A 13,017-nucleotide genomic window follows, 5' to 3' on the forward strand; every position below is an offset into this window, starting at 1 on the left:
CAGGCCACAGTGCGCTCAGCGCAGCGCCGACGCGAGCAACACCGCACCCACGAGCAGCAACACGAGCGCACCGACCGGTCGCCCCCCGCCGACGGCGAGGTAGACGCCGTACCCGACCCCGGCGGCGACGCTGGCGACGCCGCCCGCGACGGCCGCGTGGACCGACAGCGCCCGCTGGGAGACCGCCTCGCGCCCGACCGTTTCCCCGAGAGCGAGCGCCTGGTTGGCGGCGTCCCACGCGACGAGGAAGCACGTCGTCGCCGCGACGACGAACACGACGCCGACGCCCGTCAGCGCACCGACGACGACGCCCCCGAGCGACGCGACGAGGCCGAGCGAGACGACGCGGCCCGCCCCGACGGCCGTCCCCCCGGCGAACAGGAGCGTCCCGAGCAGGCCGAAGACGAGCGCGTTCGGCGACGTGAGGAGCGTCACCGCGCCGACGGTGCCGACACCGCCGACCAGTGCCGCGTCGTTCGTCGACGGCCGGGTGTCGACGACGCTGCTCACGCCGACCACCGCCGGACGGCGTTGGCGACCGTCGACTGGAACGACTCCTCGCCCCAGTCGACGACCGGGATGCCCGCCTCCCGGAGCGTCGAACAGCGTAGCGACCGCTCGACGCGGGCGAGCCGCTGGCCCGACGTCCCACCGACCGTGGGGTCGGGGCTGACGACGGTGACGCGGTTCCCCGACGCGTCGATGCGTCGGGCGGCCTGCATCGCGTAGTCGTCGACGAGCGGCGTGCAGAACACCACCTGCGCGTCCGTCGGGAGCGTCCGGCGGAGCCGCCTGATGGCGATGACGCCGAAGAACGGGTCGTCGTCGTCGGGCAGCGGCGCGAGCGCCTCGTGCGTGCCGAGCAGGTCGCGGACGCGAGCGCGGTGGCCGCTCCCGGACCCCGGCGCGAGCCAGCACTCCGTCGGCGACAGCGCGGCGACGCCGACGCGGTCACCGACGAGGCGGCGACCCTCGTACACCGCCCCGGCCGCCTCGATAGCGCGTTCGAGGACGGTCCGGTCCGCCGCGTCGCTGGCGACGTACCCCGACGGTCGCGCGTCGAGGAGGAGGACGACCGTCGCCGAGCGCTCGCGCTGGAACTCGACGGTCGAGAGGTCGCCCGTCCGGGCGGCCCGGTTCCAGTCGATGCGGTTGAGCGGGTCGCCGCGGCGGTACTCGCGGATGGTGTGGAACGCGACGCCAGCACCGCCCTCGGGCGTGACCGTCTGGCCGGTGATACCGGCCGCCGTCGCCCGCAACGGGAGCGCCGCGGGAATCGGGAGCGCGGGCACACAGCGCAGGTCGGTCGCGACGGGTATCTCGGTGTGTCTGGCGGCGTCGCCGCTGCTGTCGTGGGCGACGACGTACAGCGGGTCGAACGTGTGGTGGCCCCGCTCGGCGGTCACCTCGTAGTCGAACGTCGTCGACTCGCCGGGGCGGAGCGCGGTGGCGTGTCGAGGCGACCCGTCGGCCACCGACAGCGCCTCGGGAACGCCGTCGATGAAGCGCAGGTCGGGGGCGGTCGACTCACCCTCGTTGGTCACCGAGACGCTGACGACGACGTCCTCGTCGCGTTTCGGACTCGCGGTCGACAGGGTCCGCTCGACGGCGAGGTCCACGCTCGGAGGCGTCCCCGCTCGACCGTGGGCCGCCAGCGCGACTGCGACCACGGACGCGAGCACGAGGCTCGCCTGCCCGGTGAGGACGCCGACACCCGCGAGTCCGAGGGCGGCGGCGGCCATCCCGCGACGCTGCCCGGTCCGGCGCGTGAGCGGGAGACTCATCGACCCCCCGCGACCCGTCGGTCGAGCACGGCGACGACGTGGGCGGCCTGTCGTCGGAACGCCGAGTCGCTGGTCACGAAGAACCTGACGCGGTCGGCGACGGTCACGCTGGAGTCGGCGTCCGAGCCGAAGAACGCCGCCGCGTGCGCGTCGTCGGTCCACGTCCCCTCCGCGAGCCGTCGGCGGGCCTGCTCGGGCGTGTCCCCGTCGTAGCGCGTGAGCACCTCGACAGCGACTTCTCGGAGTCGGTCGCGGACCGCGTCGCGGTCGGTCGCCCCGCCGATGCGGCCGTGGCGGGAGGCAGACGCCAGCGACTCGTCGAACTCGTCCCCCGGCACCGTCGCGGCCTGGCGACGCTCGGGCGTCGGCAGGACGGGCGCTTCGGAGGGGCCGAGCCCCTGGCGGGCGGCCTGGAGGGCGACGAGCACCGCGACGAGACCGACGACGGTGACGAGCGCAGACGGGAGCGGGACGGTCACGAGGCCGACGGCGGCGACGAGACCGACGACGACTGTCACCACGCCGACGGCGACGGCCTTCCTCATCGGTCGTCACCGTAGGTCCGCTCGATGCGGCGGAGGGCGGTGGTCGCTCGCTGCTCGCGGCCCTCGTCGACCGCGACGCCGCCGTAGCGAGTGCGCTCGAACAGGCGGGTCAGTTCGCCGACGTCGTCGCGGCTCATCCCCGCGTCGACGGCCGCCGCGGCGAACTCGCCGGGCGTCGACGTCTCGCGGGAGAGGTCGAGCGGGTCCGTCATCTCACGCCACGCGCGGTAGATGGCGTTCTCCACGTCGCCCGTGGCGTCGATGCGGTCGGCGGCGCGACCGGCCGCCGCGCCCACCTCCTGGACGCTCGGCTCGGGGTCGTCGAGGTCCGGGTCGGTCGGGGCCTCGTCGCCGTCGCTCCCCAGCAGCGACCGGAGGACGACGGCGACGACCGCGAGGAGGACCACGCCGATGACGGCGAGCATGACGACCGACGGGTCGGTGACGACCTGCGAGACCTCGGAGTTCCCGCCGCCACCGCCCGGCAGGACGGTGCGCAACTCGCCGAGCATCCCGTTCTCCCCGGAACTCCCCTGTCCGCTCGTGAGCCACTCCAGCAGGTAGTAGAGGAGGAGGAGGACCGCCGTCACGGCGAACGCGACGAGCGCCACCGTCTTGACGAAGTCGAGTCCCTCGGTCCAGATGCGGTAGAGGATGCCGACGAGACCGAGTAACAGGAGTACCCCGACGACCAGTTGCGCGAGCCACGTCGGGAAGAACTGCTCGTCCGGTTGCTCGGCGGGCGGCCGCCCACCGAGGTCCATCTCACCCTGTTCGCCGTCGGTGAGGCCCGGTCCCTCGCTCTGTCCGGTGAGGGGACCGTTCGTCGCCGAGTCGAGCGTCGCCGCGCCGACTGCGAGCGCGAGCACCGCGAGGATGGCGACGACGAGCGGTACGAGGCGTTCGCGCTGCACAATCCGGGTAACAGGTCACGTGGTTTAAGGATTCACACATCCCGTGCCAACGCTCAAACGGGAGCCGACCCGACGTGGAGACATGCGAATCGGCCTCGTCTCGGACCTCCACGCCAACGCCGTCGCGCTCGATGCCGTCTGCGACGCGCTGGCCGACGACACCCCCGTCGACCGTCTCGTCTGTGCCGGCGACATCGTCGGCTACAACCCGTTCCCGGCCGACTGCGTCGAAGCGCTCCGCTCGGGGCGGGCCGCCGACCGAGTCGGTGCCGACACCACCCACGTCGTGGAGGGGAACCACGACCGGGCGGTTCGGACGCCCGACCGCTACCGGCACAACGAGATGGCGTTCGCCGGGCTCCAGCACGCTCGCGACCACCTCGACGACGACCAGCTCGCCTGGCTCGGCGCGCTCCCCGTCGAGACACGGCTCGCGGACGGGCGGGTCCGCGTCGTCCACGACCACCCGACCGACCGCGACCGGTACGTCAGACCGGAGCAGTTCCCGGCGCTCGCGCCGCACCTCGGCGACGAGTCGGTGTTCGTCCTCGGACACACCCACGTCCAGCACCACGAGTGGGTGGACGACACGCTCGTCGTCAACCCCGGCAGCGTCGGCCAGCCACGCGACGGCGACCCGCGCGCCGCGTTCGCCGTTCTGGACCTGCCCGAGGACGGCGCGCCGTCGCTCACCGAACACCGGGTGCCGTACGACGTCGAGCGGGTGCGTTCGGCCGTCGCCGAGGCCGGACTCCCCGAACGGACGGGGCGCCGCCTGGTCGACGGTCGGTAGTCCCGCGTAGTCGTCACGCGCGCGAACGGACCCCGGGCTCTGGGCTAGAAGCAGCGTGCTACGGACCGTACAGCCGCGTCGTACGGCCCGCACGGTACAGCGACGGCGACAGGACGCTCGGTCCGGTCCGTCAGCGGGCCGGCGACGGCGCTCGCGATACGGTCCGAGACGGGTGCGTCGCTATCGGGTTCGGCAGGAACGTCGGGCGACAGCTATCGTAGCGTGTCGCTCAACCGACCGCGTCGTACGAGGCGAGCGAGTAGTCGCTCTCCTCGGAGGCGACGTCCTCACCGCCAGCACCGCTGTCGTTCGCTGGCGTGTCCTCGGGCGCTATCGTCGTGATGGTGCCGTTCCCAGCCCCATCGGTCGAGTTGTTCGTGGCACTGGGGCCAGCACACCCGGCGACGACCAGCATCCCGGTCAGGAGCAGCGCCGCGAGGATGGTTCGAAGAGTCGGTCTCATGTGCAACTGGACGGAGGACAGCATCCCGAATAAACCGGGTCAGTCGTCCCGACGTTTGCAGGCCCAGACACCTATCGTTGCAGACCGTTTCACGGGCAGAGTCCGGCCTCACAGCCCGAGAGACAGATAGACGCGCGAAAACAAGTCCGATTCGCGACAAAAAAGGTCTATGGTACCAGACGTTAAGGGATAGATTACGAGCACATGCAGAGGCCTCCGCACACGACCACCGGTCGAACCCTCGCTCTAGTCGTCTGTCTCCTCCTCTCTAGCCTCGCCGTCAGCGGTGCCGTCGGCGCCGCCACCCCCGTCGGAATCGACTCAGTCGAGTTCTCCGGAAACGGCGTCGTCGCGACGGACAGCGGTGTGACGTACATCGCCGGCTGGCAGAGCGAAACGATAAACGTCGGCCTCTCCGGGAGCGAGACGGCGCAGGTGTGCGCACGACTCGGCGGCGAGAACGCCGAGTCGCTCGCCTGCCAGTCGACCACCGGAGGTGGGAGCGTCAGTCTACGCGTCTCCAACTGGGGTTCGACCGGCGAACAGACCCTCACGGTCACCGCGAGCAACGGGTCCGGCGTGATGGACAGCGCCACGCGGACCGTCCACATCCTGTCGGCGGGCGGTGACGTCGACGAGGACGGCCTCTCGAACCGGGCGGAGTCCCAGCGACAGACGAACATCCTCTCCTCGGACACCGACGGCGACGGCCTGAGCGACGGTGACGAGGTGAACGTCTACGAGTCCAACGCGACGAACCCCGACACCGACGGCGACGGCATCCAGGACGGCGCGGAGGTCAGCAGCGAGAACGGCTACGAGACCGACCCCACGAACCCCGACACCGACGGCGACGGCATCGAGGACGGGAAGGAGCAGACGTCGCTCGGGACCAACCCCGCGAAACCCGACACCGACGAGGACGGCATCCCCGACGGCGAGGAGATCGTCAACGGCTCGGACGGCTACCAGACGAACCCGACGAACCCGGACTCCGACGGCGACGGCCTCACCGACGGTGCCGAGGTGAACCAGCACGACACGAACCCGACGGACCCCGACACCGACGACGACGGCATCGAGGACGGTGCCGAGTTGAGTTCCGACAACGGCTACCAGACGAACCCGAACAAGTCGGACACCGACGGCGACGGTCTCAGCGACGGCGAGGAGATCAAGAACTACGGGACGGACCCGACCGTCCCCGACACGGACGGCGACGGCGTCCCCGACGGCGAGGAGGTCCAGCAGGGCTCCGACCCCGCCGAGGGTATCGGTGGAACGGGCCTCGACGTGAACGGCCTGCCGATGGTCCTCGGTCTCCTCGTCGTCTACGCGCTCCTCGTCGGCGGCATCATCTGGGTCGGGCGGTCGCGCGACGACGCGGGCGACGCCGCACCGACACCGACCGACGGTGGGGGGAGCGAGGGCGCCGGGAGCGCGGTCAGCCCCGCGCCCGAGCCGATGACGAACGAGGACCGTATCCGGCAGATGCTGGACGCCAACGAAGGGCGACTCAGACAGGCGGACATCGTCGAGCAGACAGACTGGTCGAAGTCGAAGGTGTCGCGCCTGCTGTCGAAGATGGAGTCCGACGGCGAGATCCGCAAGATATCCATCGGCCGCGAGAACCTCATCGCCCGGCCGGGCGACGAACCCGAGAGCGCGCGCTCGCCATTCGAGGAGCAGGACTGACTAGCTCCACCGCTCGCGCCACTCGTCTGCGGACTCGTGGTACGCGACCGCCACGACGACGAGTGCCACGACGACCAGCGCCGAGACGACCAGCGGACGTTCGTGGACGACCGCCAGCGCCACCTCGTACACCGACTCCCGGACGCCGACGTAGACGAACCCGGCGACGGCGGCGTTGAACGCCAGCGCTCCGACGGCGGTGTACGCGGTGAACACGCCGCGATGCATCTCCGCGAACCCGGCCGGGATGGAGACGACCGAGCGCAAGACGGGGAGCAGTCGGCCCCACAGCACCGAGTGGCTCCCCCACCGGCGGAACCACCGTCGCGCCCGGTTCGCGTCGCGCCGGTCGACGCGAACCCAGTCGTGGTCGAGGGCGTGGTCGCCCGCGCGGCGGAACACCTCGTAGAGGACGGCGCTTCCGACGACGCCCCCCGCGGTGGCGACGAGCACGAACAGCGCGAGCGACGCGGGCGACGTGACGACGATGGCGGCCGACGCGGGCAGGACCACCTCGCTCGGCAGGAGCGGGAACAGCATCGACGTCTCCAGGAACATGAACACGAAGACGAAGAGGTAGCCGTAGGTGCGTGCGAGGTCGAGCGCCGTCGTCGTCAGGTCCACGACCGACCTACGACGGGAGGGGGTTTCGGCGTTCGGGCTTCGAACGCAGTCGAGCGAAGTACACCTCAGAGCGACGCGCGCTCGAACCGACGGAGGCCGAGCAGGAGCGGGGCGGCGAACCAGACCAGCAGGACGAGGAGCGCGGACCACGGTTCGCCGCCGAGGACGGGGGGCACGTCTCCGCCCTGGACGAACGCGGTGGCGAGCGTCTGGTAGGCGTCGAACGGACCGAGCGCGACGAACGTGTCGGCCCACGCCGGTTCTCCGGCCCCCTCGAACCCGTTGAGGAGGTAGGTGACGAGCCCCGGCAGGGTCGACCAGAACAGCTGTGTCACCAGCCAGACCCCGCTCGCGGCGACGACGGCGCGTGTCGTCGTCGGGACGGCCGCCGAGACGCCGACGGCGACGCCGACGTAGACGGCGAGTACCACGCACAGCAGGGCGAGGGAGACGAGCGTCGCGCCGAGGTCGACGGTACCCCCGCGAATCGAGAAGACGACCAGCGCGACGGCCAGCGACCCGAGCGCCGCCGCGACGAACCACGCGAGGCGGCCGAGGAGCGTCCCGACGACGACCTGTCGGCGGGAGAACGGCAGCGCCAGCAGTCCGCGGAGACGGCCGCTCTCGCGGTCGGCGGCCAGCACGTCCGCACAGCGAACCACGACGAGGAACGGTGCTACCTGGGTCACGACGGCCACGATGGAGGAGAACCCGACCTCCCCGCGGCCCGCCTGCGTGTAGGCGAACAGGCCGGCGACGAGGAGGAACAGGACGACGGTGACGTACCCGGTCCCCGACCGAATCGGGTCGACGGCGCTCCGCCGGACGAGGACCGCGAGCGAACCGGCCCGTGGAGCGGTGTCGGTGGGAGCGGTGTCGACAGTGGACCTGGCGGTGTCGTTGGCGGCGGCGGTGGAAGTCCCAGTGGCGTCGGCGTCGGTCGACGACGAGGTCGTGTCCGCCACGCTCACCGACCCCCGGTGTACGTCGCGAACAGGCGTTCGAGCGAGGCGTCCTCGCTGTCGATGTCGAGGACGGTCGCACCGTCGGTGCGAACGGCGTCGACGACGGCGGCCTTCCGGTCGTCCGGGCAGGTGACGGTCACGCTCGTCCCGTCGACGGTCGCCTCGGCGACGCCAGCGACGTCGCGGACGGCCGCGAGCGCCACCTCAGAGAGGTCGTCGACGGTGACGACGAACGACGAGCGAGCGCCGGTCGCCTCGCGCAGGTCGTCGATGCTGTCCTCGGCGACGACCTCGCCGTCCGAGAGGATGCCGACGCGGTCACAGACCGCCTCGACCTGTTCGAGGATGTGGCTGGAGAAGAACACCGTCGCACCGCGAGCGTTCTCCTCGCGGACGATACGTCGCATCTCGCGCGCGCCGTTGGGGTCCAGCCCCGCCGACGGTTCGTCGAGGACGAGCAGGTCGGGGTCACCGACCAGCGCCATCGCGAGTTTCAGGCGCTGACCCATGCCGGTCGAGAAGCCGTCGGCGGTGAAGTCGACCACGCGACCGAGGCCGACGCGTTCGAGCAGGGCCACGGGGTCGTCGTCGCTCCCCTTCGCGTCGGCGACGAACTGGACGTGCTGGCGGGCGGTGAGGTGGCCGAACAGACGCATGTCGGGAAGCGCGCCGACGCGCTCTCGGACCCGTTCGCCCTCCTCCTGGGCGTCGTGCCCGAAGACGCGGGCGCTGCCGTCGGTCGGCCGGACGTAGTCGAGGACGATGTCGATGGTCGTCGACTTCCCGGCACCGTTGGGACCGAGGAAGCCGAACACCTCGCCGCGACGCACCGTCAGGTCGACGTCTCTGAGGGCGACGACGTCGCCGTATCGCTTCTGGAGGGAACGCAGTTCGAGCGCGGACATATCTCTCGTCGTGACAGCGAAATCAAGTAACTATCGACACGTCCGAACGCAGTGAAAGGGGGGAAAGGGACGGACGGTCGTAGAACCGCCGTTGTGGGGGTGCGAAACCGGGGAGGGGGGAAAGGTCCCAGTCCGCTACCCACACGTTCTATTCGTACCCGGACTGTATTATATCTTTCCATCTCGTGTAAAATTAACAATCAGTGAGAACCTCGAAACCAGTCGAGCCGACGCCAGTAACGGGCGACGGGACGCCGATTTCAGGCGGCCGCCGCCTGAACCCCCACGCTTTTCCGACGAGTGGGCGTCTGGGGTGGCAGGTACGTCGTCGGTTCGCGACGGCGTCAACGCTGGCTCAGTGCCGATTCACGTCGACCGAGTTCATCAATGAACGACCGATATCGACCCGAAGACGGGCAGTGCGGGGCATCGATTCGTGGCTGACTCACCCGACGACACCGACGAGCAGTTGGGCGGCCTGTTCCGGGCCGACACCGAGCGCGAGCCGGGCGACGGCAACGTCCGGCGCTGGGGGTTCGACGTCCACCCGAGGGTGTTCCCCGCCGCGGCGGCGCTCGCGGTCGTCTTCGTCGTCCTGACCCTACTGTTCAGCGACGTCGCCGCGCTGTTCGGTCTCACCGGGCCCGAGGGCGCCCCGATGACCGCGGCCGACGCCTTCGGAGCCGTCCTCGGCGGCGTCTCCGGGACGTTCGGCTGGTTCTACATCCTCGCGGTGAACCTGTTCATCGTGGTCGTCCTCTACTTCGCGCTGAGCGGCTACGGGAACATCAGACTCGGCGGCCCACACGCCGAACCGGAGTTCAGCGACTTCGCGTGGTACTCGATGCTGTTCAGCGCCGGGATGGGTATCGGCCTGATGTTCTGGGCCGTCGGCGAACCGCTGACGCACCTCACGACGGTGCCGCCGTTCTTCGACGTGCAACCAGGGACGGCGGCGGCCGGACAGGCTGCCCTCGGCACGACGTTCTTCCACTGGGGGTTCCACCCGTGGGCCATCTACGCCCTCGTGGGCCTCGGCCTCGCGTTCTTCTCGTTCAACCGGGGGCTGCCGCTGACCTTCCGGTCGGTGTTCTGGCCCATCCTCGGCGAGCGTATCTACGACTGGCCGGGGGACGTCGTCGACGTGCTGGCGGTGGTGGCGACGCTGTTCGGCCTCTCGACGTCGCTCGGCCTCGGCGTCCAGCAGATCAACGCCGGCCTCACGTTCCTGTCGGGGCGCTACCTCCCGTTCGGGATACCCAGTTCGCCGCTCGTGCAGGTCGGTATCATCGCCGTCATCACGGCCATCGCCACGATGTCGGTCGTCGCGGGGCTCGACGGCGGCGTCAAACTGCTGAGCGAACTCAACCTCTATGTGATGGCCGCCCTGCTCGGCGCGGTGTTGCTCATCGGCCCGACGGTGTTCCTGCTCGGGACGTTCGTCGAGACGCTGGGATTCTACGTCAGCGTCCTCCCCGAACTCGCCTTCTGGAGCGAGTCGTTCACCGGCACGTCCTGGCAGAACACGTGGACCGTCTTCTACTGGGGCTGGTGGGTGTCGTGGTCGCCGTTCGTCGGCATGTTCATCGCGCGCATCTCGAAGGGCCGGACCGTCCGGGAGTTCCTGCTCGGCGTGCTCGTGCTCCCGTCGCTGTTCTCGTTCCTCTGGATGGCGACGTTCGGCGGGAGCGCGCTGTTCGTCCAGCTGAACGGGAACGGCGGCCTCGCGTCGGCGGCCGAGAACGACGTGGCGACCGCCATGTTCGAACTGTTCTCGGTCCTGCCGTTCACCGTCGTCACGAGCGTCGTCGCCGTCGTGCTGGTGACGACGTTCTTCGTCACCTCCTCGGACTCGGGGTCGCTGGTCATCGACCACATGACCGCGGGCGGGAAGCGCGAGGTGCCGACCACCCAGCGCGTCTTCTGGGCGACCGCGGAGGGGGCCGTCGCCGCCGTCCTCCTCGTCGGCGGTGGCCTGAACGCGCTCCGAACCGCCGCCATCACGACGGGTCTCCCGTTCACCGTCGTCCTGCTGGTGCTCTGTTACACGCTGTACCGCGGGCTCCGGAAGGAACGGGGGATGCTCGAATCCGACCGGTTCAGTGCGCAGGTCGAGCGACTCGTCAAGCGGGGGGACGTGGAGGTCACGACCTCCAACCAGACCGTCGTCACCGACGTCAGCGACGGCGAGTCGGGGGCGTCGAGCGAGAGCGGGGCCTCTGGGGGGTCGGCTCCGACCGACGACTGAGGCCGACCGCTCCCCTCAGTGGCCGTCGTAGACCACGCGGAACCGCTCGCAGACGACCGGCATTCGCTCCGTCGGCGAGCGGTCGTGAGCCGAGAGCGTCCGCGAGAAGTACTGCCAGTGGTCCTCGCGCCACTCCTCGACCGACTCGTACCCCTCTCCTTCGTCGCGGGCGAACGCCTCGTCCACCTCGTCGAACGGGACGACCCGTACCTCGACGGTCTCGACGACGCACAGCGGGTCGCCAGAGCCGTCGAGGACGACGCTGTAATCGCCGGGCGCGGGGGCCCGTTCTCCCTCGGCCTCGAACGTCCAGCGTGCCTCCGCCGTCGCCGTCTTCTCCCCGGCGACGACGAGCGCGCCCAGTTCGTCCGCTAGCTCGGGCGAGTCGCCGAACGAGAAGACGTTGTCGTACCCGTCGGGAGCGGACTCGTCGGGCACGCCGTCGAGAAACGCCGACCAGAACTCGTCGACGGAAGGTGTCATAGTCGGAGGAACGCGCGCCTCCGACATAGCGGTCGCGTCGCGGTAGTTACGACTCGTCGTCGTCCGCGTCGTCCGGGACAGTCGACGCGTCGTCCGCATCGGTCGGGTCGGCGGCGTCGTCGGCGTCGTCGTCAGGGCCGTCGGCGTCGTCAGCGTCGTCAGCGTCGTCGGCAGTCGCGTCGGGGACGTCGTCCTCGCCACGCACCTGACTGCGGAGCGTCTCGAGTTCCGACTCCACCTCGGCGTCGACGCGGGCCTGTTCGGCGTCGAGTCGCTGGCGTTCTTCCTCGTCGAAGAACCCCTCCGAACGGAGTTCCTCGAGGGCGGCCGCCCGCGCCTCGCTCTCCTCGACGTGGTCGGTGGCGTCCGCGACGCGGCGGTCCGCCGTCCCGTCGCCCTCCTGGCCGAGTGCGTCCGCGACGGAGGCTTCCGCGCTCGCGGCGCTCTGTCGGGCGTTCAGTTCGGCGCGCTCGGTGCGGAACCGCTCGATGCGCTCCTTGAGTTCGTTGCGCCGCGACTTGAGGTCCGACTCGGCGTCGTGCAGGTCGGCGATGCGCGCGTCCACGTCGTCCAGTCGGCCCATGTCCGAGCGCTTGTCCTCCAGGTGGTCGCGGGCGCGGGCGTCGTCGCCCTCCTCGACGGCCTCGCGGGCGCGGTCGTTGTGGTCCGCGATGCGGTCTTCGAGGCGGTCCCGCTCGCCTTCGAGGCGCTTGCGCTGGGTGACCAGGTCGACGAGCGCTTCGTCGACGCGCGCCAGTTCGTCCCGCAGTCGTTCGTAGGTGTAGTCGAGGCTCTCCTGTGGGTCCTCCACGTCGTCGAGGAGGCGGTTGACCTCGCGTTCGAGCGCCTCGGTCGTCCTGTCGAACAGTCCCATACCCGAGAGAGGGCTGTCGACCAACTTATGCGTTCGTGCGAGCGTGTCGTCGCTCACGGCATCAGGACCAACCAGACGTGCTCAGACGAGAGGCCGTGAGACGGCGCGGAGGCCGGACACCCGTCTCTCGTCCAGCGTCCGCTCCCGGCCCCTAACGCGAGTTAGAGCCGACTTGCGCCTCTTGGCCGGTCGAAGGGTTCCCGGAGTTGTGGACACCGCCGGGTCGACGGGCTACCGACGCGGTCGAGGCTGGCTGGGTCGCGTCGGCGTGGCGGACAGCGTCGTGGCGGCCGTAAGCCGTTCCGTCGCTGGTGGTAGCAGCCGTTCACGAGAACTGGCCCGAAGGTCGGTGGCTGGAAACTGCTTGCTGGCGCTAGCAGGCCGGAGACATACCCGCGCGTCGGGAGTCTCAGGGAACGCAATGGCACGAGACTTCACGACCGACGACCGCGACAAGCCAGTGTACACGTCCGCCGGAGACCGCGTGGGTACCGTGACGGACGTCAACGACGACACGGCTCGCGTCCGACAGGACGACGACTCCGAGGGGCTGACGGACAAGATCAAGGACGCCCTCGGCTGGGACGACGACGAGGACGAACACGACCTGCGAAGCGACGACGTCGACCGCTACGACGACGACGGCGTCTACCTGCGCGACCGATAGTCAGGACGTGACGGTCCGACCGACCCACTATTTCTCTCACTGATGGGATACCCCGGC

Annotated in this window: 14 protein-coding genes; 4 read left to right on the top strand and 10 right to left on the bottom strand. The window is 70.2% G+C overall.

The window, feature by feature from the left end; all coding sequences use genetic code 11:
* Positions 1 to 15 precede the first annotated feature (15 nt).
* Genes MX571_RS01450 through MX571_RS22630 form a run of 4 tightly spaced genes read right to left on the bottom strand, consistent with a single transcriptional unit; the run spans position 16 to position 3,243 of the window.
* Positions 16 to 510 (bottom strand): DUF7519 family protein, encoded by a 495-nt coding sequence (locus tag MX571_RS01450; protein ID WP_247413814.1) that lies wholly within the window; start codon positions 508 to 510, stop codon positions 16 to 18.
* Complete coding sequence (locus MX571_RS01455) at positions 507 to 1,784, bottom strand: DUF58 domain-containing protein (protein ID WP_247413815.1); 1,278 nt, start codon at positions 1,782 to 1,784, stop codon at positions 507 to 509. Before MX571_RS01455 ends, MX571_RS01450 begins: the two co-directional genes overlap by 4 nt.
* Entirely contained in the window at positions 1,781 to 2,329 is a 549-nt protein-coding gene (locus tag MX571_RS01460) for a DUF7269 family protein (RefSeq protein WP_247413816.1), read from the bottom strand. Before MX571_RS01460 ends, MX571_RS01455 begins: the two co-directional genes overlap by 4 nt.
* Positions 2,326 to 3,243: a DUF4129 domain-containing protein gene (locus MX571_RS22630; protein ID WP_247413817.1), complete on the bottom strand. Its 918-nt coding sequence runs from the start codon at positions 3,241 to 3,243 to the stop codon at positions 2,326 to 2,328. Before MX571_RS22630 ends, MX571_RS01460 begins: the two co-directional genes overlap by 4 nt.
* A gap of 82 nt (positions 3,244 to 3,325) precedes the next feature.
* Between MX571_RS22630 and MX571_RS01470 the strand changes: the two genes are divergently transcribed.
* On the top strand, positions 3,326 to 4,036 hold the full coding sequence (locus tag MX571_RS01470) for a metallophosphoesterase family protein (protein WP_247413818.1): 711 nt from the start codon (positions 3,326 to 3,328) through the stop codon (positions 4,034 to 4,036).
* Between the two features lie 229 nt (positions 4,037 to 4,265).
* Here MX571_RS01470 and MX571_RS01475 read toward each other — a convergent pair whose 3' ends face one another.
* The gene (locus tag MX571_RS01475) at positions 4,266 to 4,499 is read right to left on the bottom strand and encodes a YgdI/YgdR family lipoprotein (protein WP_247413819.1); all 234 of its coding nucleotides are present in this window, start codon (positions 4,497 to 4,499) and stop codon (positions 4,266 to 4,268) included.
* A 204-nt stretch (positions 4,500 to 4,703) separates the two neighbouring features.
* On the opposite strand from MX571_RS01475, the gene MX571_RS01480 reads away from it, so the two are divergent.
* Positions 4,704 to 6,194 carry a helix-turn-helix transcriptional regulator gene (locus tag MX571_RS01480; protein ID WP_247413820.1) on the top strand — a complete coding sequence of 497 codons (1,491 nt, stop codon included), beginning with the start codon at positions 4,704 to 4,706 and terminating at the stop codon, positions 6,192 to 6,194.
* Here MX571_RS01480 and MX571_RS01485 read toward each other — a convergent pair whose 3' ends face one another.
* The 3 genes from MX571_RS01485 to MX571_RS01495 all read right to left on the bottom strand — a co-directional run bounded on the left by MX571_RS01485 (position 6,195) and on the right by MX571_RS01495 (position 8,688).
* Entirely contained in the window at positions 6,195 to 6,818 is a 624-nt protein-coding gene (locus MX571_RS01485) for a DedA family protein (RefSeq protein ID WP_247413821.1), read from the bottom strand. It abuts the gene before it with no gap.
* Positions 6,819 to 6,883: 65 nt separating this feature from the next.
* A complete protein-coding gene (locus tag MX571_RS01490; RefSeq protein ID WP_247413822.1) occupies positions 6,884 to 7,783 on the bottom strand; it encodes an ABC transporter permease subunit in 900 nt (299 codons plus the stop codon).
* A gap of 2 nt (positions 7,784 to 7,785) precedes the next feature.
* Complete coding sequence (locus MX571_RS01495) at positions 7,786 to 8,688, bottom strand: ABC transporter ATP-binding protein (protein WP_247413823.1); 903 nt, start codon at positions 8,686 to 8,688, stop codon at positions 7,786 to 7,788.
* A gap of 436 nt (positions 8,689 to 9,124) precedes the next feature.
* Between MX571_RS01495 and MX571_RS01500 the strand changes: the two genes are divergently transcribed.
* On the top strand, positions 9,125 to 10,936 hold the full coding sequence (locus MX571_RS01500) for a BCCT family transporter (protein WP_247413824.1): 1,812 nt from the start codon (positions 9,125 to 9,127) through the stop codon (positions 10,934 to 10,936).
* Positions 10,937 to 10,951: 15 nt separating this feature from the next.
* On the opposite strand, the gene MX571_RS01505 is transcribed toward MX571_RS01500, so the two are convergent.
* Both MX571_RS01505 and MX571_RS01510 read right to left on the bottom strand, forming a co-directional pair.
* Positions 10,952 to 11,419 (bottom strand): ASCH domain-containing protein, encoded by a 468-nt coding sequence (locus tag MX571_RS01505; protein WP_247413825.1) that lies wholly within the window; start codon positions 11,417 to 11,419, stop codon positions 10,952 to 10,954.
* Positions 11,420 to 11,465: 46 nt separating this feature from the next.
* Positions 11,466 to 12,293: a PspA/IM30 family protein gene (locus MX571_RS01510; RefSeq protein WP_247413826.1), complete on the bottom strand. Its 828-nt coding sequence runs from the start codon at positions 12,291 to 12,293 to the stop codon at positions 11,466 to 11,468.
* 421 nt (positions 12,294 to 12,714) lie between these two features.
* Between MX571_RS01510 and MX571_RS01515 the strand changes: the two genes are divergently transcribed.
* Positions 12,715 to 12,960, top strand: a complete 246-nt coding sequence (locus MX571_RS01515; protein WP_247413827.1) for a DUF8593 domain-containing protein — start codon at positions 12,715 to 12,717, stop codon at positions 12,958 to 12,960.
* Positions 12,961 to 13,017: the final 57 nt, after the last annotated feature.

The sequence above is a fragment of the Halomarina salina genome, from assembly GCF_023074835.1.
GTDB classification, from domain to species: domain Archaea; phylum Halobacteriota; class Halobacteria; order Halobacteriales; family Haloarculaceae; genus Halomarina; species Halomarina salina.

What these genes read in the sequence shown, in the direction of transcription:
- MX571_RS01455 (WP_247413815.1), bottom strand. Translation starts at nt 1,784, where the DNA reads ATGAGTCTCCCGCTCACGCGCCGGACCGGGCAGCGTCGCGGGATGGCC.
- MX571_RS01460 (WP_247413816.1), bottom strand. Translation starts at nt 2,329, where the DNA reads ATGAGGAAGGCCGTCGCCGTCGGCGTGGTGACAGTCGTCGTCGGTCTC.
- MX571_RS01470 (WP_247413818.1), top strand. Translation starts at nt 3,326, where the DNA reads ATGCGAATCGGCCTCGTCTCGGACCTCCACGCCAACGCCGTCGCGCTC.
- MX571_RS01475 (WP_247413819.1), bottom strand. Translation starts at nt 4,499, where the DNA reads ATGAGACCGACTCTTCGAACCATCCTCGCGGCGCTGCTCCTGACCGGG.
- MX571_RS01480 (WP_247413820.1), top strand. Translation starts at nt 4,704, where the DNA reads ATGCAGAGGCCTCCGCACACGACCACCGGTCGAACCCTCGCTCTAGTC.
- MX571_RS01495 (WP_247413823.1), bottom strand. Translation starts at nt 8,688, where the DNA reads ATGTCCGCGCTCGAACTGCGTTCCCTCCAGAAGCGATACGGCGACGTC.
- MX571_RS01505 (WP_247413825.1), bottom strand. Translation starts at nt 11,419, where the DNA reads ATGACACCTTCCGTCGACGAGTTCTGGTCGGCGTTTCTCGACGGCGTG.
- MX571_RS01510 (WP_247413826.1), bottom strand. Translation starts at nt 12,293, where the DNA reads ATGGGACTGTTCGACAGGACGACCGAGGCGCTCGAACGCGAGGTCAAC.
- MX571_RS01515 (WP_247413827.1), top strand. Translation starts at nt 12,715, where the DNA reads ATGGCACGAGACTTCACGACCGACGACCGCGACAAGCCAGTGTACACG.